This is a genomic window from Pseudomonas sp. FW305-25 (assembly GCF_017351415.1).
Taxonomy (GTDB): Bacteria; Pseudomonadota; Gammaproteobacteria; order Pseudomonadales; family Pseudomonadaceae; genus Aquipseudomonas; species Aquipseudomonas chlororaphis.
The window spans coordinates 64,886-85,481 of the sequence record NZ_JACNDE010000001.1; the positions used below are offsets into that span (position 1 = coordinate 64,886).

Genomic DNA, 20,596 nt, shown 5'->3' on the forward strand with positions numbered 1-20,596 from the left:
CCAGGCATCGGAGTGCTTGGGCGTTTTGATATCACGTTTTCGTCTTAAGCAAATTTTCCGCGACCCGATACCTTCAAGAGCAGCCCGCTGTATGGCGAATGCAGCGCTTTTGGAAGGAACCGGAGAATGAGCATCAGGAGTCTCAACATTGCACCGCGCGCGGGCCTGGGCTTCGGCCTGCTGGCGTTGATGGTGTTCGGCCTGGGGGCGTTCGCCCTGCTGCAGATGTCGAACATGCGCGCGCAGTCCGACGAGGTCGACAATAACTGGCTACCCAGTGTGATGTCGGTGGGCGAAATGAATCAGGACCTGCTGCGGGTCCGGGCGCTGACCATGCGCTTGCTGATCAACCGCAGCCCCCAGGCCCTGGCGCAGAACGAAAGCAAACTCAATGAGATCAAGCGCGGCATGACGGTGGCCCAGGAGCGCTATAACGCGCTGATTGTGCTGCCGGAAGAGCGTGTGCTGTTCGATCGCTACAAGGCCGCCGAGAAGCGCTACCTCGAGCATCAGAACCAGGTGATGGCGCTGTCGCAGCAGGGGCGGGTCGAGGATGCGGTTGCGGTGGTCAATGGCGAGATGAGCCAGCTGGCCGATGAGCTGGCGGGCACCCTCAATGAGCTGGTGGCCCTTAACCGGCACAACGCCAACCTGGCCACCGAGCTGGCCAGGGCGGTGTTCAGCAACGCCAAGGTCTGGGTGGTGGTGATGATCGTGGTGGCGGGCCTGATGACCATTGTCCTGGCCCTGTTGCTCACCCGCAGCATCGTGCTGCCGCTCGCGCAATCGTTGAACGTGGCCGAGGTGGTGGCCGGCGGCGACCTGACCGAGGACATTCGTATCAGCGGCAAGGATGAGCCGGCGCGCCTGCTGCAGGCGCTCAAGGCCATGCAGCACAGCCTGCGGGAGACCATCCGGCGTATTTCCGAGTCCTCCAGCCAGCTGGCTTCCGCTTCGGAGGAACTCAGTTGCGTGACCGAGGATGCCACCCGTGGCCTGCACCAGCAGAGCCAGGAAATCGAACAGGCGGCGACTGCGGTGAACCAGATGACCGCTGCGGTGGAGGAGGTGGCCAGCAATGCCGTGGCAACGTCCGAAGCCTCCCGCCAGTCCGACCTGATTGCCCAGCATGGGCGTGAGCAGGTGCGCCAGACGGTACAATCCATCGAGTCCCTGGCCGACGACGTGACTGCCAACGCCTCCCAGGTCGAAGAGCTGGCGCAGAAGGTGTATGGCATCAGCAAGGTGCTGGATGTGATTCGTTCGGTGGCCGAACAGACCAATCTGCTGGCCCTGAATGCCGCCATCGAGGCGGCGCGGGCCGGGGATGCCGGTCGCGGGTTCGCGGTGGTGGCGGACGAGGTGCGGGCGCTGGCGCATCGTACCCAGCAATCGACCCAGGAGATCGAGCAGATGATCGGCGGCATTCAGCTGGGCACCGAGCAGGCTGTCAGCTCCATGCAGCAGAGCAACAGTCGGGCCCGCTCGACCCTGGAGCTGGCCAAGGCGGCGGGGGCGGCGCTGGAGGAAATCGCCGGGGCGATCACCCTGATCAACGAGCGCAACACGGTGATCGCCAGCGCCTCGGAGGAGCAGGCGGCGGTGGCCAGGGAGGTGGATCGCAACCTGATGAACATCCGCGACCTGGCCATGCAGACCTCGGCCGGGGCCAACCAGACCAGCGCCGCGAGCCAGGAGCTGTCACGGCTGGCGGTGGACCTGAACACCCTGGTGGCGCGTTTTTCGGTGTAAGTGCTTTTACGCGGGGAAAAACAGTCGCCCAATAAAAAACGCCCCGAACCAGTCGGGGCGTTTTTCATGTGGCAAAGGCGGGGCTTACTTGCCCTGCCAGCGCTTCAGGACCAGGGTGGCGTTGGTGCCGCCGAAGCCGAAGCTGTTGCTCATCACGGTGTTGATGGTGGCGTCTTCGCGAGTCTTGGTCAGGATCGGCATGTCGGCCACTTCCGGATCCAGCTCGTCGATGTTGGCCGAACCTGCCATGAAGTTGCCTTCCATCATCAGCAGGCAGTAGATCGCTTCGTGAACGCCGGCGGCGCCCAGGGAGTGACCCGACAGGCTCTTGGTGGAGCTGATGGCTGGAGCCTTGTCGCCGAACACTTCACGCACGCCTTTCATTTCCGCGACGTCTCCGACCGGAGTCGAGGTGCCGTGGGTGTTCAGGTAGTCGATCGGTGCGTCGACAGTGGACATGGCCATCTGCATGCAACGGATTGCACCTTCGCCGCTTGGCGCCACCATGTCGTAGCCGTCGGACGTCGCGCCGTAGCCAACGATTTCGGCGTAGATCTTCGCGCCACGGGCCAGGGCGTGTTCCAGCTCCTCGACCACCACCATGCCGCCACCGCCGGCGATGACGAAGCCGTCACGGTCGGCATCGTAGGCGCGGGAGGCTTGTTCCGGGGTGTCATTGCGCTTGCTGGACAGGGCGCCCATGGCGTCGAACAGGAACGACTGGCTCCAATGTTCTTCTTCACCGCCACCGGCGAACACGATGTCCTGCTTGCCCATCTGGATCTGTTCCATGGCGGTACCGATGCAGTGAGCACTGGTGGCGCAAGCGGAAGCGATGGAGTAGTTCAGGCCCTTGATCTTGAACGGCGTGGCCAGGCATGCGGAAACGGTGCTGCTCATGGTCCGCGTCACGCGGTATGGGCCGACGCGCTTGACGCCTTTCTCGCGCAGGATGTCCAGCGCTTCCATCTGGTTCAGGGTAGAGGCGCCGCCAGAGCCGGCGATCAGGCCGGTACGCGGGTTGGAAACCTGCTCTTCGGTCAGGCCGGAGTCGGCGATGGCGTCTTTCATGGCCAGGTAGGCGTAAGCCGCCGCGTGGCCGACGAAGCGATAGATCTTGCGATCGATCAGCTCTTCGAGATTGAGGTCAATGGAGCCGGAAACCTGGCTACGCAGACCCATTTCGGCATATTCCGGGTTGAAGCGGATGCCAGGGCGACTTGCACGCAGGTTAGCGGAGACGGTCTCTTTGTCATTGCCCAGGCACGAAACGATGCCCAGACCAGTGATAACGACGCGGCGCATGCGGATAACCCTTAGAAGTTGTCAGTGGAGGTGAAAACGCCGACCCGGAGGCCTTCGGCGGTGTAGATTTCGCGGCCGTCGACGCTGACCGAACCATCGGCGATGGCCATGTTCAGCTTGCCCTTGAGGACGCGCTTGATATGAATGTTATAGGTGACTTTCTTGGCGGTCGGCAGCACCTGGCCAAAGAACTTCACTTCGCCCGAGCCCAGGGCGCGACCGCGGCCCGGCAGGCCTTGCCAGCCCAGGAAGAAGCCGACCAGTTGCCACATGGCGTCGAGGCCCAGGCAGCCCGGCATCACCGGATCGCCTTCGAAGTGGCAGGCGAAGAACCACAGGTCAGGGGTGATATCCAGCTCGGCGACCAATTCACCTTTGCCGTACTTGCCGCCCTCTTGGCTGATATGAGTGATGCGATCCACCATCAGCATGTTCGGGGCGGGCAGTTGCGCGTTACCTGGGCCGAACAGCTCACCGCGACTGCAGCGCAGCAGATCTTCCCGAGTAAAGGCGTTTTGTTTGGTCATGCGAGCTCCTCAATAGTCCCATGCGGCAGGGTGGGGCAAATCTTCCCGGCCGATCGAAGCGTTCATGCCTCGAGCCGGCAGCCTACTCATAGACTATTGCGTTGTGGTGAAAGTCACAGCACAAGGGACATGAATGTACACTTGTGCACTGAAATTATTATACAGGCCCTGTGAGGGGCCTGTTCGGGTGCCTAAGACTGCCGCACTTTCGCCCGCCACGCCAGTCGCAGATGGTCGATAAGTGGCCGCTACTGCACCCAGCGTTGGAGAATTTGCTGCAGATCCGTGCGTTTGAACGGCTTGGCCAGGTAATCGTTCATCCCCGCCGACAAACACGCTTCGCGGTCGCCCTGCAAGGCGTTGGCGGTCAAGGCGATGATCGGCAGATCGGCGCATCCGGGCAGTTGGCGGATCTGCCGGGTGGCTTCGTAGCCGTCGATCAGCGGCAGCCGGCAATCCATCAGGATCGCCTCGAAGATCAGGCTCTCGGCGCTGCGAATGGCCTGGGCGCCATCGGTGGCGATGCTGACCGTGAAGCCCAGGCTGCGCAGCATGGCCTGGATCACGGTCTGGTTGACCGGGTTGTCTTCCACCAGCAGCACGTTGCGTCCTTCGCCATGGGCATGCCCGCTGTGCACCCGCGGCGCCAGCACCGGCAGGCTTTGCTGGTACAGCGCCAGCGGGATCTCCAGGGTGAACACCGAGCCGCGGCCTTCCTCGCTCTGGGCGCGCAGGGTGCCGCCCATGCGTTCGGCCAGGGTGCGGGCGATCGGCAGCCCCAGGCCGGTGCCGCCATAACGCCGGGAAATCGAACTGTCGGCCTGTTGGAAGGCGTTGAACATCAGTTCCAGGCTTTCGGTGCTGATGCCAATCCCGCTGTCGCGCACGCTGCAGGTGAACCACAGCAGCTCATGGTCCAGGGCCTGCCATTGCGGCTCGACGGTGACGCTGCCTTGCTCGGTGAACTTCAAGGCGTTGCCGATCAGGTTCACCAGGATCTGCCGGATGCGCGTCGGGTCGCCTTTGACCTGCAGCGACTCCATGCCGGGCGGCAGTCGCAGTTGCAGGTCCAGCCCGCGTTGCGCGGCGCTGTGCTGGAAGGCCTGGGCCGAACTGCTGATCAGTTCGGCGAGGTTGAACGGGATGTGCTCCAGCTCCAGGGCCGAGCGCTCGATGCGCGAGAAGTCGAGGATGTCGTTGATCACCTTGAGCAGGTGCTCGGTGGACTCGGAGGCCAGCGCCGCGTATTCGTGCTGTTCATCGGTCATTTCGGTGGTTTCGAGCAGTTGCAGCATGCCCAGCACGCCGTTCATGGGCGTGCGCAGTTCATGGCTCATCATCGCCAGGAAGTCCGACTTGGCGTTGTTGGCCCGCTCCGCTTCTTCGCGGGTCTGGATCAACTGGGCCATGGCCTGGTGCTGCTCGCGGCTGGCCTGCTCGAGGCCGGCGGCCAGGTTGTTGATATGCCGCGAAAGATCGCCCAGCTCGGCGTCGTCGACGATCGGCAGCGGAGTCTTGAAGTCACCCTGTTGAATGGCCTTGACCGCGGTGCCCATGGCGCTGATCGGCTGCGACAGGCTGGCCGCCAGGCGGCGGGCCAGGAGGAAGGTGAACAGCAGGGCGAACAGCGCGAGGATGCCGGCCTTGAACAGGATCTCCTGCTGGCGCTGGCTGAAGGCGTCGTTGGACATGCCGACGATCACCCGCCCCAGGTAGTCCTCGCTCGGACTCACGCTGGCGCTCGGGTCGTCCTGGAAAAAATCGTTGCTGAGCTGGATGCGTTGCAGGCGCACCGGGGCCTGGAACACTTCGACCTGCTGTGAGCGGTTGTGGGTCTCCGAAGGCTGCTCGACGTACACCAGGATCTTGTTGCGGCTGTCCTGGACTTCGAGAAAACGCACGTGGGGCGTGGCCAGGGTGGCCTTGAGCAGGCTCTCGAGACCTTCGCTGTTGCCCGAGATCACCCCGTATTCGGTGGCCGGCGCCAGCTGGTTGGCGATCAACTGGCCGGTGTGGTTCAGCTCCTGGCGCAGATCCTGGATCCGTACGAAGGTAAAGAAGCTGATCAGCAGCAGGGTCAGCAGCAGCGCCGGGCCGAGGCAGATGATCTGGGTGCGGGTACTGATGTCCCAACGGCGACGGAAGGTCATGGGCGTTTTTCTCCTTCGGCCAGCTGGGTCGCCACCGATTGCTCGTCAATCGGTTCGACACCCAGGGAGCGTGCCACTTGCGGGTTGCTCAACACCTTGAACGGTTGTGGATACAGGGTACGCGGCCAGTGGGTCGTGGGCCGGTCCAGCAAATCGTCGAGCACCTGCAGCCAGTCTTCCTGGTCGCTGTAGGTGCTGGCCAGGCTGCCGGCCTTGACGAAGCCGGCATTGGGGCCGATCAGCGCCAGTTGCCGGGCATAGCTGCTCAATAACAGGTTCTTCGCGGTTTTCGGGTTGTACAGCTGCGGATCGTCCAGCCCCAGCAGGACGTCGCTGCTTTTCAGCAGGCTTTGCAGCGGACGGCTGTCATTGGTGTCGTCCCAGCGTTCGGCGATGATTTCCAGCCCCAGGGGATGGGCGGCCTGGTGCAGCTCCTTGAGCAGGAATTCGCTGTCGGCGCCGTAGAGCACGCCGATCCGCCGGGCCTGGGGCAGGATCTTGCGGATCAGCCGCAATTGCCGAGCCAGAGGCGGGTCGCTCCATAACAGACTCAGCCGGGGCGAAGACGTTGCCCCCAGGCGCTGCTGAGCCTGGATCCGGCCGATGCGCAACACCAGCGTGGCCGGCCCCTGGGCCTCCTGCTGGCGCCATTCGAGGCTGGCCGGGTCGAGCAGGATCAGCCGGGTGCCCGCTGGCAATTGACCGGGGGCAGGCAGGTTGGCCAGGGGCTCGAAGCGCACGTCGTCCTGTGGCCGCTGTTGCGCCAGTGCCTGGGCAAAGGCCTGCACGCCGGCGCTGTCTTCGGCGCCGGTCAGCAACACCTGGGCCGCCCATGCGGGGAGTGCACCCCAGAGGCAACAGAACAGCAGCAGGCGAACCCGGAATCGGTTCAAGGCAGGCGTCATCCCTGACTGACGGTGGCTCATGCTAGAACGTCAACTCCGCACTGAAGTAGAGGACGTGGTGCGAGTCATAGTTGTTGTCGACAAAGGTAGTGGGCTCGTCGTCGAGCCGTTGCTGGAGCACGCCGGCCAGCTCCAGGCTGCCCTTGCCCAGGGGGATACGCTTGGCGACGCGGGTATCGACCCGTTCGAAGCGATACCCGTTGAGCGCGCTGGAACCATAGTAGAAGAGCGCGCTGGACCAGCCCTGGCCCCAGTCGCGCAACCAGCCCGCCGAGCCGCTGTGGCGCGCAGTCAATTGCTCGTCCAGCGGGTTGCTGGCTTCGGCGTCGACATAGGCGTATGTCAGGCGCAGCCGGTCCGCCGGGTTCAGGTGCCAGTCCAGCTGGGTTTCGGTGCCGGCGAAGCGTGAGTTGTTGCTGTTGCTGGCGATGTACTGGTTGTTGCGCAGCGGCTCGCTGATCATCCCGCTGATTTCGTCGTAGAACAGTTTCACATCGAGGTTCAGCCCGAGATCGGCGAAAAAGCCGTTGTAGCCCAGTTCCCGTGAGCGCATGCGTTCCTGCTCGAGGTTGCCCGGGCCGCGAGTCTTGACGAAGTACTGGGCGCTGGGCTGGCCGTAGGCGGTGGGGCTCAGCTTGGTGACCCGGTAGCTCCAGTTGACGTTGTTCTCGAACATGTCCGGCGAGCGGATCGCTTCCGAATACACCGCCCGCAGGCCGTGGCGCGGGTTGATCAGGTAGTTGACCGCCACCCGCGGGGTCAGCGAGCTGCCGCTCAGCTGCGAGTCCTCGAACATGGCGCCGCCCTGCAACAGCCAGTGTTCGGTGGCGCGCCATTCCAGCTGGCCGAAGGCGCGCCAGGTGCTGTCGTCGAGGGTGCCGTTGAAATAGGTTTGCGAGTCGGCGCGGTCGTAGCGATAGTTCAGGCCGCTGACCAGGCGCACGCCATCGGACAGGCTCAGGGTGTCCTGCAGTTCGAGGTCGTAGCGCGATTCGCGGGCGCTCTGGTCGATATCCCCGCAGACCGTGCGCTTGGCGCCGTCCTTCCATTGCGTCAGCACCTGGTTCGCCAGGGCTTGTTCGGCCGCGGTGCCTGGAGGGGCGCCGGAGCCGGTGAAATTGTCCATGTGCCGGGCCAGCAGTTCGGCGTAGTTCGGGTTGAGCTGCCAGAGGCGGGTCAGTTCCGGGCTGAACGACACTTCGGCGTCACAGGCGCGCCAGTTCTGCTGGCGGTCCCAGTGCTGGGCCGAGCCTTGTATATAAAGGCTGTGGTCCGGGTTGATGTCGAGGTTCCAGCGCAGCGAGCCGGCATAGTCCTTGGCGATCACGTCGGAGTTGTAGCCGGCCGAGGTGATACCGGAGAACACCGGGCGGTAGGTATAGGGGCGCTGGTTGCTGCCTTCCTTGGCGCTGAGCTGCCAGTCGATGCTCTGCTGCTCATTGAGCATCTGGCTGACCGACAGGCTGAAGCGGTTCAAGCGCCGGCTGTCGCGGTAGTCGGTGCCGTTGCGATCGCTGTCGAAGCCGTCGTCCTCCTGCCCGGACAGCGACAGGCGCAGGTCGCCGCTGTCCCAGCCGGTGCCCTGGCTGGCGTACCAGTCGCTGATGCCGCGCTGGCCGCGGGTGACCTTGATCCGCGTGCCGTGGCTGTTGGCGGGCGAGCGGGTGATGATGTTGATCACCGCCATCAGCGCGTTGGCGCCGTAACTGACGGTATTGGGGCCGCGGAACACCTCGATGCGCTCGATGTCCTCCATGGCCACCGGAATGTCGCTCCAGTCCACGGTGGCCAGGCCTGCCCGGTACACCGAGCGCCCATCGATCAGCACCTGCATGCGGCGTGCTTCGCTGGCATTGGTGCCGTGATAGTTCACCGCGGCCTGGTTGCCGCTGATATTGCCGACCATCATCCCCGGCACCAGGCGCAGCAGCTCGCTGATATCGCGGGCGCCGCTGGCGTTGATCAGTTCGCTGTCGAGCACGGTCATGCTGCCGGGCACGGCCGCGGGGGACTGTTTCAGACGGGTGGCGGTGAGGATTTCCGGCAGCGGCTGGCTGTCCAGGAACAGATCGTCGGCCAGCACCGGGGTGCTGCAAAGCAGCGCCAGCAACAGGGATGGGCGGGAGAGGGGAGGGCCAGGATACACGGCACAGCCTTGATAACGAGTAATTGCCGCGCATGTTAACCGAGATGACCGGGTTTTCCAGTCGATAACCCCGACATTCCCCGTCCTAATCGGTGTTTTCCCGGCATTTGTGCCTAATTGTTCACAGGGCTGGCCGCCGCAGGGGCGCCCCGTATAATGCCGCCATCGCCACTGTATGGATTGACGGATTGCATATGACTGAACAGCGCCCTATCGCGGTCCTGGGAGGCGGAAGCTTTGGTACCGCCGTGGCCAATCTGCTGGCCGAGAACGGTCATCGGGTGCGGCAGTGGATGCGTGACCCGGAGCAGGCGGAGGCCATTCGCATTCATCGCGAAAATCCGCGTTACCTCAAAGGCATCAAGATTCATCCGGCGGTGGAGCCGGTGACCGATCTGTTGGCCACCCTGAACGACAGTGACCTGTGTTTTGTCGCCTTGCCCTCCAGCGCCCTGCGCTCGGTGCTGGCGCCCCATGCGCAGTTGCTCGCCGGCAAGCTGCTGGTCAGCCTGACCAAGGGCATCGAAGCGCAGACCTTCAAGCTGATGAGCGAAATTCTCGAAGACATCGCCCCGCAAGCGCGGATCGGCGTGCTGTCCGGGCCGAACCTGGCCCGTGAAGTGGCCGAACACGCCTTGACCGCCACCGTGGTCGCCAGTGAAGACGAAGAACTCTGCCAGCGTGTGCAGGCGGCCCTGCATGGCCGGACCTTCCGCGTCTATGCCAGCGCCGACCGCTTCGGCGTCGAGCTGGGCGGGGCGTTGAAGAACGTCTACGCGATCATTGCCGGCATGGCTGTGGCCTTGGGCATGGGGGAAAACACCAAGAGCATGCTGATTACCCGGGCGCTGGCGGAAATGACCCGTTTCGCCGTCAGCCAGGGCGCCAACCCGATGACCTTCCTTGGCCTGGCGGGGGTTGGCGATTTGATCGTCACCTGCTCGTCGCCCAAGAGCCGCAACTACCAGGTCGGTTTCGCCCTGGGCGAAGGCCTGAGCCTGGAAGAGGCGGTGGACCGGCTCGGCGAGGTGGCCGAAGGCGTGAACACCCTCAAGGTGCTCAAGGTCAAGGCGCAGGAAGTGGGCGTATATATGCCGCTGGTGGCCGGATTACATGCCATCCTGTTTGAGGGGCGCACGCTGAACCAGGTCATCGAGCTGCTGATGCGCGGCGAGCCGAAAACCGATGTCGATTTTATCTCCACCAGTGGTTTCAACTGAGCAGGACAGGAGCGAGACATGAACGATACGAATTCCGAAGCCAAGTACGAATCCATCCTGCTGCGTGTGCTGTGGATGCTGGTGTTCGTGCTGGTCTGGCAAGTGGCGCAATTCATCCTCGGCGCGCTGGTGCTGGTGCAGTTGATCTACCGGCTGATCTACGGCTCGCCAAGTGCCAGCCTGATGAACTTCGGCGACAGCCTGAGCCAGTTCCTGGCGCAGATCGGTCGTTTCGGCAGTTTCCACACCGACCAGAAGCCTTGGCCGTTCGCCGACTGGCCGGCCCCGCGGGCCCCTGAAGGTGAAGCGCCGCATGTGGTGCCACCGGCGCCCCATCCGGTGCGTGACGAGGAGCCCAAGCTGTGAAGCTCTGGGTGTTGCGTCACGGTGAAGCCGAGCCTCATGCGCGCAGCGACGCCGAGCGCAACCTGACCGAGCATGGCCGCGAGGAGGCGCTGCGCAGCGCCGCGCACCTGATCGGCCAGCCGCTCAGCGCGATCATCGCCAGCCCTTATGCGCGGGCGCAGCAGACGGCGAAGCTGGTGCGCGAAGCCCTGGGCTTCGAAGCGGAAATCCGCACCGTGTCCTGGCTGACGCCGGACAACAACCCCCTGTCGGTGGTCGCCCAGCTCGACTCGGCGGACAACGTGCTGCTGGTCAGCCACCAGCCGCTGGTGGGCAACCTGATCGGCTTTCTGCAGCACGGTCATCTGCGCAATCCCCAGCCGATGCACACCGCGGGCCTGGCGGAACTCGAAGGCGACTGGCCGCTGGCCGGCCTGATGACCCTCAACAGCATCAGGAATCCCTGAGCCCCTGAGCTGTAGGAGCGAGGCTTGCCCGCGAAGGAAGCTGCGCGGACTGTCCGAAGCAGCGCGTCCGCCTTCATCGCGGCAAGCCTCGCTCCTACCACGATCTGTTCTTTTCGCTACATTTCTTAACTTGCAGCGTTCCTTTGTGCGTGGAATAGTCGCCCGAGCAAGTGCTTGGTTGGCTAGCCTCACGATCAGAACAAAAACAAAGGAGCGAGTCGCATGTCTGCTGCTTTTCGTTTGCCGCTGGAAGTGTTCTACGAGCGCGAAGCTCGTCATCCCCGCCAACGTTTCCTGGTCCAGCCCCTGGGTGGTGGCCGGGTCGAAGAACTGACCTGGGCCGACGTCGGCCACCAGGCCCGCTGCGCCGCCCACTGGCTGCGCGCCCGCGAGCTGCCGCCGGGCAGTCATGTCGCGATCATTTCCAAGAACTGCGCCCACTGGATCATCGCCGACCTGGCGATCTGGATGGCCGGTCACGTTTCCGTGCCCCTGTATCCCAACCTGACCGCCGATTCGGTGGCCCAGGTGCTGGAGCATTCCGAGTCGGCCCTGGTGTTCATCGGCAAGCTCGACGACTGGCCGGCGATGGCCCCCGGCGTGAAGCCCGGGCTGCTCACCATCAGCCTGCCGATCTGTCCCGAAGGCCGCTTCGACTTCACCTGGGACGAGTTGCAGCAGTGCTCGCCGATCCAGGACGACCCCAACCCCGCCGCCGAGCAACTGGCGACCATCATCTACACCTCGGGCACCACCGGCCTGCCCAAGGGCGTGATGCACAGCTTCGGCACCCTGGGTTTCGCGGCTTCACGCGGCACCCAGCTGTTCGGCCTCGGGCCGACGGACCGGCTGCTGTCCTACCTGCCGCTGTGCCATGTGGCCGAGCGCATGTTCGTCGAGATGGCGGCGATCTATACCGGGCAGACGGTGTTCTTCGCCGAGAGCCTGGAGACCTTTCTCACCGACTTGCAGCGGGCGCGGCCCACGGCGCTGTTCGGCGTACCGCGGATCTGGACCAAGTTCCAGATGGGCGTGTATAGCAAGGTCCCGGCCAAGCGCCTGGAGTTCCTGCTGGGCCTGCCTTTCATCGGCAAGCGGATCGGGCACAAGGTGCTGGCCGGGCTGGGGCTGGACGCCCTGCGGGTCGCCTTGTCCGGCGCCGCGCCGGTGCCGCAGACCCTGCTGGACTGGTACCAGCGCCTGGGCCTCGACGTGCTGGAGGTGTACGGCATGACCGAAAGTTGCGGTTATTCCCATATTGGCCGTAGCGGCCAGCATGTACCCGGCTGGATCGGCCGGCCCTGCCCGGACGTCGAGGTGCGGATCGACGAGTCCGGAGAGGTCCAGGTGCGCAGCGGGGCGACTATGCTCGGCTACTTCAAGGACCCGCAGAAGACCGCGGAAACCGTCACCGCGGATGGTTTCCTGCGTACCGGCGACAAGGGCGAGCAGGACGCCGACGGCAATCTGCGCCTGACCGGGCGGCTCAAGGAGATCTTCAAGACCAGCAAGGGCAAGTACGTGGCCCCGGCGCCGATCGAGAACCGCCTGGCGGTGCATTCGCGGATCGAGCAGGTGTGCGTGGTCGGCGATGGCCTGAGTGCGCCGCTGGGCTTGTGCGTGTTGTCCGCGGCCGGTTTGCAGGACGCCGCAGGCAACGCCCGTGGCGGCCTGCATGCGAGCCTGGAAAGCCTGCTCGATGAGGTCAATGGCGCGCTCGACAAACATGAACGCTTGCACCGCCTGGTGGTGGTGAAGGACAGTTGGGCGGTGGAAAACGGCTTTCTGACCCCGACCCTGAAGATCAAGCGCAATGTCATCGAAGCCGCCTACGGCGAGTGCTTCAAAGAGTGGAGCGAGCGCTCCGAAGCGGTGCTGTGGCAGGATTGAGCGCGGATAACCTCCCTAAAGGATGCAGTGATGAGCCTATGGCGTACCACCCCGAACATCGAGCAACTGAACGCGATCCAGAAAAACACCATCGGTGAGGTGCTGGACATCCGCTTCGAGTCCTTCGACGACGAATCCCTGACCGCCAGCATGGTGATCGACCATCGCACCCATCAACCCTATGGCCTGCTGCATGGTGGCGCCTCGGTGGTGCTGGCGGAAACGGTCGGCTCCATGGCCAGCTACCTGTGCATCGACGCCAGCAAGTTCTACTGCGTGGGCCTGGAGATCAATGCCAACCATCTGCGCGGCCTGCGTTCCGGCCGGGTGACGGCGGTGGCCAGGGCGATTCATATCGGGCGTACCACCCATGTCTGGGATATTCGCCTCTGCAGCGACGAAGGCAAGGCCAGCTGCGTATCGCGCCTGACCATGGCCGTGGTGCCCCTGGGGCAGACACCGCCGGCACGTTGAGTGGTACCCATAGGCTGAAGCGGAGTGTCATCATTCTTGACCGTTACTGTCATTGCCGCCGGGTAATGGCATGCGGACAATCAGCCATCGTTTTTTGTTCATGAGTTAGCCGGTATGTCGCAACAGGTGTTTTTCACTCACGCCAACGGATTTCCCTCGGGTACCTATGGCAAGTTGTTCGCCGCCCTGGCACCCGAATATCAGGTGGCGCATTTGCAGCAGCACGCCCACGATCCGCGCTTTCCGGCGGACGACAACTGGCTGAACCTGGTGGACGAACTGATCCACCATCTGCAACAGCAGGCCGAGCCGGTGTGGGGTGTCGGCCATTCCTTCGGCGGCGTCCTGCATCTGCATGCGGCGCTGCGCTGCCCGGAGCTGTATCGCGGGGTGGTGATGCTCGATTCGCCGGTGCTGACCCGCGCCGATCAATGGGTGATTCGCGCTGCCAAGCGGTTCGGTTTCATCGATCGCCTGACCCCCGCCGGCCGGACCCTGGGCCGCCGCGAGGAGTTCAGCGACCTGGAATCGGCGCGCAAGTACTTTGCCGGCAAGACCCTGTTCCGCGGCTTCGACCCAGAGTGTTTCGACGCCTACCTGCAACATGGCCTGCATCAGGTCGACGGCCGTTTGCGGCTGCGTTTCGACCCGGCCACCGAGATCAGTATCTATCGCGGCGTGCCGCACACCAGCCCGGGCCGCCCCCGCCAGTTGAAGGTGCCGCTGGCGGTGGTGCGCGGGCGCCAGAGCCGGGTGGTGATGAAGCACCACGCCAGCAGTGTCGGGCGCATGCCCCATGGCGAATCCCTGAGCATGCCGGGCGGGCACATGTTCCCGTTGGAGCGCCCGCAGGACACTGCGGCCCTGCTGAAAAAACTCTTCAGCCGCTGGGAAGCCCGCGCTGAACGGAGCTGCGCATGAGCGCCGCGGTGGAAGAAGTCCGCCTGAGCCTGCCGCATATCGAGCTGGCGGCGCACCTGTTCGGCCCCGAGGACGGCTTGCCGGTCATTGCCCTGCACGGCTGGCTGGACAACGCCAACAGCTTCGCGCGGCTGGCGCCCAGGTTGCGCGGCTTGCGCATCGTCGCCCTGGACATGGCCGGGCATGGCCATTCCGGACACCGCCCCCTGGGCGCCAGCTATGCGCTCTGGGATTACGTATATGACGTCTTGCAGGTCGCCGAGCAACTGGGCTGGAAACGCTTTGGCCTGCTCGGGCATTCCCTGGGGGCGATTGTCTCGCTGGTGTTGGCCGGTTCGTTGCCCGAGCGGGTGAGCCACCTGGCGCTGATCGATGGGGTGATTCCGCCGACCGCCAGCGGGGAAAACGCCGCCGAGCGCATGGGCATGGCCCTGCAGGCCCAGCTGGACCTGCGAGACAAGCACAAGCCGGTCTACGCCACCCTGGACCGCGCCATCGAGGCGCGGATGAAGGGCATGGTCGCGGTCAGCCGCGAAGCCGCCGAACTGCTCGCGCAACGCGGCCTGATGCCGGTCCCGGGGGGCTACACCTGGCGCAGCGACAGCCGCCTGACCCTGGCTTCGCCGCTGCGCCTGACCCAGGAGCAGGCCCTGACGTTCGTCCAGCGCCTGGCCTGTCCGGCCCATCTGGTGGTGGCGGCCGACGGCATGCTGGCCAAGCACACAGAGTTGCTGGAGCGGCTACCCTTCAGCCGGGAACAGCTGCCCGGTGGCCATCACCTGCACTTGAACGACGAAGACGGCGCGATCCTTGTTGCAGACTGTTTCAATAGGTTTTTCGCCGTTTCTTGACTTGCAGCGGGCAACTGTCGAGGCTGGGCGGGTTGAAATGGGAGACAACCATGATAGATCTCTATACCGCTGCGACCCCGAATGGCCACAAGGTCTCTATCGTGCTCGAGGAACTCGGCCTGCCCTATACGGTGCATGCCCTGAGTTTCGACAAGAAGGAACAAAAGGCTCCAGGCTTTCTCAAGATCAATCCCAATGGCCGGATTCCGGCGATTGTCGACCGCGCCAACGGCGATTTTGCGGTGTTCGAGTCCGGCGCGATTCTCATCTACCTGGCTGAACTCAGCGGGCAACTGCTGCCCAACGATCCCCAGGGCCGTTCCCGGGTGATCCAGTGGCTGATGTTCCAGATGGGCGGCATCGGCCCGATGCAGGGCCAGGCCAACGTGTTCTTCCGTTATTTTCCGGAAAAGCTCCAGGGCGCCATCGATCGTTACCAGCATGAAACCCGGCGCCTGTACGAGGTGCTCGACAGCCGCTTGCAGGAGGTCGAGTTCCTTGCCGGCGACTACAGCATTGCCGATATCGCCACCTTTCCCTGGGTGCGAGGCCATGAATGGTCCGGGGTTTCGGTGGACGGCCTGGCGGCCCTGCAACGCTGGATGGCGACCCTCGAGGTGCGGCCGGCGGTGCAGCGCGGGCTGCTGGTTCCGCAACGCACGGATGACGCCAGTGTCATCAAGGGCGCCCAGGCCATGCTGATCCGATGAGAGCACCCATGCGTTTATTCAGTGTCCTGCTGTTGTCCGCTGTCAGCCCCTTGCTGTTCGCCGCCGATTTGCCCGGCAGCCATGACTTGCCGATCGTGCCGCGCATGCCTGACGCGCAGATCGTCGACTATCGTCCGGCGGCCGAGATGGAGCGGATCTACCCCATGGGCTCGATCCGCAAGATCAGCGGCCAGTTGCGTTTCGATGGCCAGGTCGGCGCTCGTGGCACCACGACTTCGGTGACCTACGAGTTGCCGCCGGAGCATTCTTCGACCGCGGCCTTTACCGCCGCCCGCGAAGCCTTGCAGGGGCAGGGCGCCGAACTGTTGTTCTGGTGCCAGGCCCGCGATTGCGGGGAAAGCAGCCTGTGGGCCAACGAGGTGTTCGGCAACGCCAAGCTGTATGGCGCCGATGCCCAGCAGGCGTACCTGCTGTTGCGCCTGGCCGCACCCAACGACAATTCGCTGGTGGCCCTGTACAGCATTACCCGCGGCAACCGCCGGGCGTACCTGCATGTCGAGCAATTCGACGCCAGTACTCCCCTGGGCGAGTTGTTGCCGACCTCGGCCACCCTGTTGCGCCAGCTCAAGGACACCGGCGAGCTGGACCTGCCCAAGCTCGGCGGCGAGCCCCAGCCGACCTGGCTGACCTTGCTGTCGCGCGGGTTGAACCTCGATACCACCTTGCGGGTCAGTGTTTCCGGGCCGAATGCCGAAGCCTGGCGCCAGGCCCTGATCGGCCAGGGCGTGCGGGCGGCACGCATGGAAAGCGGCAGCAGCGAGGCCCCTGGCCTGCGTCTTGAGCTGCTGCGCTGAACCGCTGCATTGAACGGGCTTGGGCGAACGGGCATCCACCGTTCGCCTACGCTTGGTGAGTTGACCTTTCTCGAGATTCCAAATGCTCAATAATGATCGCCTGTTGGTGCAGATCCTGCTTCTGGTGCTGTTCGGCGCCAGCTTCTGGGTCATGGCGCCGTTCTGGTCCGCGTTGTTCTGGGGGGCGGTCCTGGCGTTTGCCAGCTGGCCGCTGATGCGCTTGCTGACCCGCTGGCTCAATGGCCGCGAGGCCCTGGCTGCGGCCGTGCTGACCCTGGGCTGGATGCTGCTGGTGGCGGCGCCGCTGGTCTGGCTCGGCTTCAACCTGGCCGACCATGTGCGTGACGCCACCGCCTTTATCAAGGATGTGCAGGTCGATGGCCTGCCCGCGGCGCCGAGCTGGCTGGCCGGCGTGCCCTTCGTCGGTGAACGGCTGGTGGGGCTGTGGAACAGCATCGACCAGCAGGGCGCGGCGATGATGCTGGCGATCAAGCCCTATCTGGGGCAGGTCGGCAACTGGTTGCTGGCCCGCAGCGCGCAGATCGGTGGCGGGATCCTCGAGCTGACCCTGAGCATCGTCTTCGTATTTTTCTTCTATCGCGACGGGCCGCGTCTGGCGGCGTTCGTCCACGGGCTGCTGGAGCGCCTGATCGGCGATCGCGCCGGCTACTACATCGAGCTGGTGGCCGGTACGGTGCAGCGGGTGGTCAACGGTGTGATCGGCACCGCCGCGGCCCAGGCAGTCCTGGCCCTGATCGGGTTCCTGATCGCCGGCGTGCCGGGTGCGCTGGTGCTGGGGATCGTCACCTTCCTGCTCAGCCTGATTCCCATGGGCCCACCGCTGGTGTGGATTCCGGCCACCGCCTGGCTGGCCTGGAAGGGCGAATACGGGATGGCGGTGTTCCTCGGTATCTGGGGCACCTTCATCATCAGTGGTGTCGACAACGTGCTCAAACCCTACCTGATCAGCCGCGGCGGCAACCTTCCGCTGGTGATCGTGCTGCTCGGGGTCTTCGGCGGGCTGATCGCGTTCGGTTTCATCGGCCTGTTCATCGGCCCGACCCTGCTGGCCGTGGCCTACAGCCTGTTGACCGACTGGAGCGCGAGCCAGGCGCGGGGCGAAGACAAGCGCCTGTAGCCGCTGCTCGGCAGCGGCTACAGCGGTACGGTGGAGGCGGCGACGTTAACGCCGCCGGGGGCAAGGTTCGTGGACGGGAGCCGGGTACCGCCCGGCACACGGGCGACTCAGACGCGGGGCAGGCGCACCACGGTGGTCAGGCCGCCACCGGGGGTTTCTTCCAGGTGCAGTTGCCCGCCCAGGCGTTCGGCGGCCTCGCGGGCGATGGTCATGCCCAGGCCGACGCCGCCGGAATTGCGGTTGCGCGAGCCTTCCAGCCGGTAGAAGGGTTCGAACACGGCTTCGCGCTGGTCTTCGGCGATGCCCGGGCCATGGTCGATGACCCGGATCAGCACCTGCTCGCGGCTGTCCTGCAGGCTGATGCGGGCATGCCCGGCATAGCGCAGGGCATTGTCCAGCAGGTTGTTCAGGCAGGAGCGCAGGGCCATCGGCTGCACTTGCAGGGGCGTGCAATGGCCGTCGGTCTGCACGTCGGCGCCCTGGTCCTGGGCGTTTTCGCAGAGCGATTCCACCAGCGCCTGCACATCCATCCACTGCACGGCTTCGCTGGTGCGCTGTTCGTGCAGGTAGCTCAGGGTCGCGTCGAGCATGCTGATCATGTCGTCGAGGTCCTGGCGCATCTGGCCCTGCAGCTTGTTGTCTGCGATCTGTTCCAGGCGCAACTTGAGGCGCGACAGCGGCGTGCGCAGGTCGTGGGAGACCGCGCCGAGCATGCGCCCGCGTTGCTTGACCTGCTCCTGGATGCGCCGTTGCATCAGGTTGAAGGTGTGGGCCGCCTGCCGCGCTTCCCGTGGGCCGGACTCGTCCAGTGGCGGGCTGTCGAGGTCTTCGCTGAGGCGCTCGGCGGCATCGCTCAGGCGCTGGATCGGTCGGGTCAACAGCTTGGCACCGTACCAGGCGGCGATGATCAGCGAGATGAACTGGAAGGTCAGCGGCACGATCGGGCCGCCGAACCAGGGACGTGGTGGCCGCGGCTCGAAACGCCCGCCGCCGGGCTGTGTCTGGCCGCTGAATTCGCTGGCCGGCGGGCGCGGAGGCGGGCCGTAGAGACGGAACCAGAAGAAGGCGAGCAGGTGGGCGAGCACGATCGCGATCAGCAGCACCCCGAACAGGCGGCCGAACAGCGTATCGAAGCGCCCACGCATCAGCCGATGTCTCGGGCGTCGAACAGGTAGCCTTCGCCGCGCACGGTCTTGATCAACTGCGGCGATTTCGGGTCGTCGCCAAGCTTCTGCCGCAGGCGCGAGACCAGCAGGTCGATACTGCGATCGAAGGCTTCGATGGAGCGGCCACGGGCGGCGTCCAGCAACTGTTCGCGACTCAGCACCCGGCGCGGGCGTTCGATGAACACCCAGAGCAGGCGGAACTCGGCGTTGGACAGCGGTACGACAAGACCGTCGGCGGAGATCAACTGGCGCAGCACGCTGTTCAGGCGCCAGTTGTCGAAGCGGATATTGGCCCGCTGCTCGGTGCGGTCGTCGCGGACCCGGCGCAGGATGGTCTGGATCCGCGCCACCAGTTCCCGAGGCTCGAAGGGCTTGGCCATGTAGTCGTCGGCCCCCAGTTCCAGGCCGATGATCCGGTCGGTGGGTTCGCAGCGGGCGGTGAGCATCAGGATCGGGATGTCCGACTCGGTGCGCAGCCAGCGGCACAGGGACAGGCCGTCTTCGCCGGGCAGCATCAGGTCGAGCACCACCACGTCGAAGTGTTCCGCCTGCAAGGCCTGGCGCATCGCCGCGCCGTCGGTCACGCCGGTGGCGTGGATATTGAAGCGGGCCAGGTAGTCGATCAGCAGTTCGCGGATCGGTACATCGTCGTCGACGATCAGCGCCCGGGTGTTCCAGCGCTTGTCGTCACCCGTGCCAGGTGCTTTCTGATCGTCATTGAGGGGAGCTGGAATGTTGTGCATGCGTGCGATCGTCTGCCAGGTAGGCTGCCAACCACAAAGATGGGCGGCGAGGTGGTGGCTTCAGCATAGGCGTCCGGCCCTGGGGCTGGAAGTGCTGTTCGGGAGTGTTGCGGCTGGCGAGGGTAGCCGGGCGGGTTGTTGCCGGCGTGTCGGGAGTGTATCGGGCTCGACACAATTACCGCCAGGGTCGGGCATTTGCACGGTTTTATCGATACGGGAGCTGCCGTTGGCGATGAATTACCGATCATCGGGTCCCGGAGCGTCGTCGCTTGCGCTACAATCCGCGCCGATTTCGACTTGCCTGAGAGCCCCTTCATGTCCGCTTGCCAGACTCCTATCATCGTCGCCCTGGACTTTCCCACCCGTGACGCCGCACTGAAACTGGCTGATCAGCTGGACCCCAAGCTGTGCCGGGTCAAAGTCGGCAAGGAACTGTTCACCAGTTGCGCTTCGGAAATCGTCGGCACCCTGCGCGACAAGGGTTTTGAAGTCTTCCTCGACCTGAAATTCCATGACATCCCCAACACCACCGCGATGGCCGTCAAGGCCGCCGCGGAGATGGGCGTATGGATGGTCAATGTGCACTGCTCCGGCGGCTTGCGCATGATGGCGGCCTGCCGCGAAGTGCTGGACCAGCGCAGCGGCCCGAAACCGCTGCTGATCGGCGTGACCGTGCTCACCAGCATGGAGCGTGAAGACCTGGCCGGCATCGGCTTGGATATCGAGCCGCAGGAACAGGTGCTGCGCCTCGCCGCTCTGGCGGAAAAGGCCGGCATGGATGGCCTGGTCTGTTCGGCCCTGGAAGCCCAGGCGCTGAAGGCCGCGCACCCGTCGCTGCAACTGGTGACCCCGGGGATCCGTCCGGCGGGCAGCGCCCAGGACGACCAGCGGCGCATCCTCACCCCGCGCCAGGCGCTGGATGCCGGTTCCGATTACCTGGTGATCGGCCGTCCGATCAGCCAGGCGGCGGACCCGGCCAAGGCCTTGGCGGCTGTGGTGGCCGAGCTGGCCTGAATCCGGCAGCGGAGTGCTGGCTGTCGGCGATAGTGCAAGCGCGCTTCGCGCTATCGC

The 20,596-nt window shown here is 64.7% G+C and carries 19 protein-coding genes and 1 pseudogene; 13 read left to right on the forward strand and 7 right to left on the reverse strand.

Annotated elements, in window-relative coordinates; all coding sequences use genetic code 11:
* Positions 1–126: 126 nt before the first annotated feature.
* Positions 127–897 (forward strand): annotated as a pseudogene (locus J4E58_RS32135) (MCP four helix bundle domain-containing protein); the annotation flags it as partial.
* On the forward strand, positions 889–1,752 hold the full coding sequence (locus J4E58_RS32140; RefSeq protein WP_370686805.1) for a methyl-accepting chemotaxis protein: 864 nt from the start codon (positions 889–891) through the stop codon (positions 1,750–1,752). The pseudogene J4E58_RS32135 and the gene J4E58_RS32140, both read left to right, overlap by 9 nt.
* Before the next feature lie 84 nt (positions 1,753–1,836).
* Here the strand turns inward: J4E58_RS32140 and fabB are convergent, their stop codons facing one another.
* The 5 genes from fabB to J4E58_RS00320 all read right to left on the reverse strand — a co-directional run bounded on the left by fabB (position 1,837) and on the right by J4E58_RS00320 (position 8,785).
* Positions 1,837–3,057 (reverse strand): beta-ketoacyl-ACP synthase I, encoded by a 1,221-nt coding sequence (gene fabB / locus J4E58_RS00300; protein WP_007931556.1) that lies wholly within the window; start codon positions 3,055–3,057, stop codon positions 1,837–1,839.
* Between the two features lie 11 nt (positions 3,058–3,068).
* Positions 3,069–3,584 (reverse strand): 3-hydroxyacyl-[acyl-carrier-protein] dehydratase FabA, encoded by a 516-nt coding sequence (fabA, locus tag J4E58_RS00305; RefSeq protein ID WP_007931558.1) that lies wholly within the window; start codon positions 3,582–3,584, stop codon positions 3,069–3,071.
* Between the two features lie 248 nt (positions 3,585–3,832).
* Positions 3,833–5,734: an ATP-binding protein gene (locus J4E58_RS00310; RefSeq protein WP_053260166.1), complete on the reverse strand. Its 1,902-nt coding sequence runs from the start codon at positions 5,732–5,734 to the stop codon at positions 3,833–3,835.
* A complete protein-coding gene (locus J4E58_RS00315; RefSeq protein WP_172962976.1) occupies positions 5,731–6,660 on the reverse strand; it encodes an ABC transporter substrate-binding protein in 930 nt (309 codons plus the stop codon). The genes J4E58_RS00310 and J4E58_RS00315 overlap by 4 nt, the downstream gene beginning before the upstream one ends.
* A 1-nt stretch (position 6,661) precedes the next feature.
* A complete protein-coding gene (locus J4E58_RS00320; protein WP_087088806.1) occupies positions 6,662–8,785 on the reverse strand; it encodes a TonB-dependent siderophore receptor in 2,124 nt (707 codons plus the stop codon).
* A 194-nt stretch (positions 8,786–8,979) separates the two neighbouring features.
* On the opposite strand from J4E58_RS00320, the gene J4E58_RS00325 reads away from it, so the two are divergent.
* The 10 genes from J4E58_RS00325 to J4E58_RS00370 all read left to right on the forward strand — a co-directional run bounded on the left by J4E58_RS00325 (position 8,980) and on the right by J4E58_RS00370 (position 17,616).
* Positions 8,980–10,005 (forward strand): NAD(P)H-dependent glycerol-3-phosphate dehydrogenase, encoded by a 1,026-nt coding sequence (locus J4E58_RS00325; RefSeq protein ID WP_007931569.1) that lies wholly within the window; start codon positions 8,980–8,982, stop codon positions 10,003–10,005.
* An 18-nt stretch (positions 10,006–10,023) separates the two neighbouring features.
* Positions 10,024–10,371 carry a DUF4389 domain-containing protein gene (locus J4E58_RS00330; protein ID WP_007931570.1) on the forward strand — a complete coding sequence of 116 codons (348 nt, stop codon included), beginning with the start codon at positions 10,024–10,026 and terminating at the stop codon, positions 10,369–10,371.
* Complete coding sequence (gene sixA / locus J4E58_RS00335; protein WP_007931572.1) at positions 10,368–10,817, forward strand: phosphohistidine phosphatase SixA; 450 nt, start codon at positions 10,368–10,370, stop codon at positions 10,815–10,817. The genes J4E58_RS00330 and sixA overlap by 4 nt, the downstream gene beginning before the upstream one ends.
* Positions 10,818–11,039: 222 nt before the next feature.
* Positions 11,040–12,707, forward strand: a complete 1,668-nt coding sequence (locus tag J4E58_RS00340; protein WP_087088804.1) for an AMP-binding protein — start codon at positions 11,040–11,042, stop codon at positions 12,705–12,707.
* A gap of 30 nt (positions 12,708–12,737) precedes the next feature.
* Positions 12,738–13,181, forward strand: coding sequence for a hotdog fold thioesterase (locus J4E58_RS00345; RefSeq protein ID WP_007931583.1), 444 nt, complete (start codon positions 12,738–12,740; stop codon positions 13,179–13,181).
* A 114-nt stretch (positions 13,182–13,295) separates the two neighbouring features.
* Positions 13,296–14,102 carry an alpha/beta fold hydrolase gene (locus J4E58_RS00350; protein ID WP_085530200.1) on the forward strand — a complete coding sequence of 269 codons (807 nt, stop codon included), beginning with the start codon at positions 13,296–13,298 and terminating at the stop codon, positions 14,100–14,102.
* Entirely contained in the window at positions 14,099–14,953 is an 855-nt protein-coding gene (locus J4E58_RS00355; protein WP_087088802.1) for an alpha/beta hydrolase, read from the forward strand. The genes J4E58_RS00350 and J4E58_RS00355 overlap by 4 nt, the downstream gene beginning before the upstream one ends.
* Positions 14,954–15,003: 50 nt before the next feature.
* Positions 15,004–15,663, forward strand: a complete 660-nt coding sequence (locus J4E58_RS00360; RefSeq protein ID WP_087088800.1) for a glutathione S-transferase family protein — start codon at positions 15,004–15,006, stop codon at positions 15,661–15,663.
* An 8-nt stretch (positions 15,664–15,671) separates the two neighbouring features.
* A complete protein-coding gene (locus J4E58_RS00365; RefSeq protein ID WP_007931601.1) occupies positions 15,672–16,478 on the forward strand; it encodes a DUF4892 domain-containing protein in 807 nt (268 codons plus the stop codon).
* 82 nt (positions 16,479–16,560) lie between these two features.
* Complete coding sequence (locus J4E58_RS00370; RefSeq protein WP_053260176.1) at positions 16,561–17,616, forward strand: AI-2E family transporter; 1,056 nt, start codon at positions 16,561–16,563, stop codon at positions 17,614–17,616.
* A 107-nt stretch (positions 17,617–17,723) separates the two neighbouring features.
* Here J4E58_RS00370 and J4E58_RS00375 read toward each other — a convergent pair whose 3' ends face one another.
* Positions 17,724–18,761: a HAMP domain-containing sensor histidine kinase gene (locus J4E58_RS00375; protein ID WP_087088798.1), complete on the reverse strand. Its 1,038-nt coding sequence runs from the start codon at positions 18,759–18,761 to the stop codon at positions 17,724–17,726.
* Positions 18,761–19,525, reverse strand: coding sequence for a response regulator (locus J4E58_RS00380; protein ID WP_007931608.1), 765 nt, complete (start codon positions 19,523–19,525; stop codon positions 18,761–18,763). The genes J4E58_RS00375 and J4E58_RS00380 overlap by 1 nt, the downstream gene beginning before the upstream one ends.
* Positions 19,526–19,840: 315 nt before the next feature.
* Here J4E58_RS00380 and pyrF point away from each other — a divergent pair, with 315 nt between their 5' ends.
* A complete protein-coding gene (pyrF, locus tag J4E58_RS00385) occupies positions 19,841–20,539 on the forward strand; it encodes an orotidine-5'-phosphate decarboxylase (protein WP_007931610.1) in 699 nt (232 codons plus the stop codon).
* Positions 20,540–20,596 lie beyond the last annotated feature (57 nt).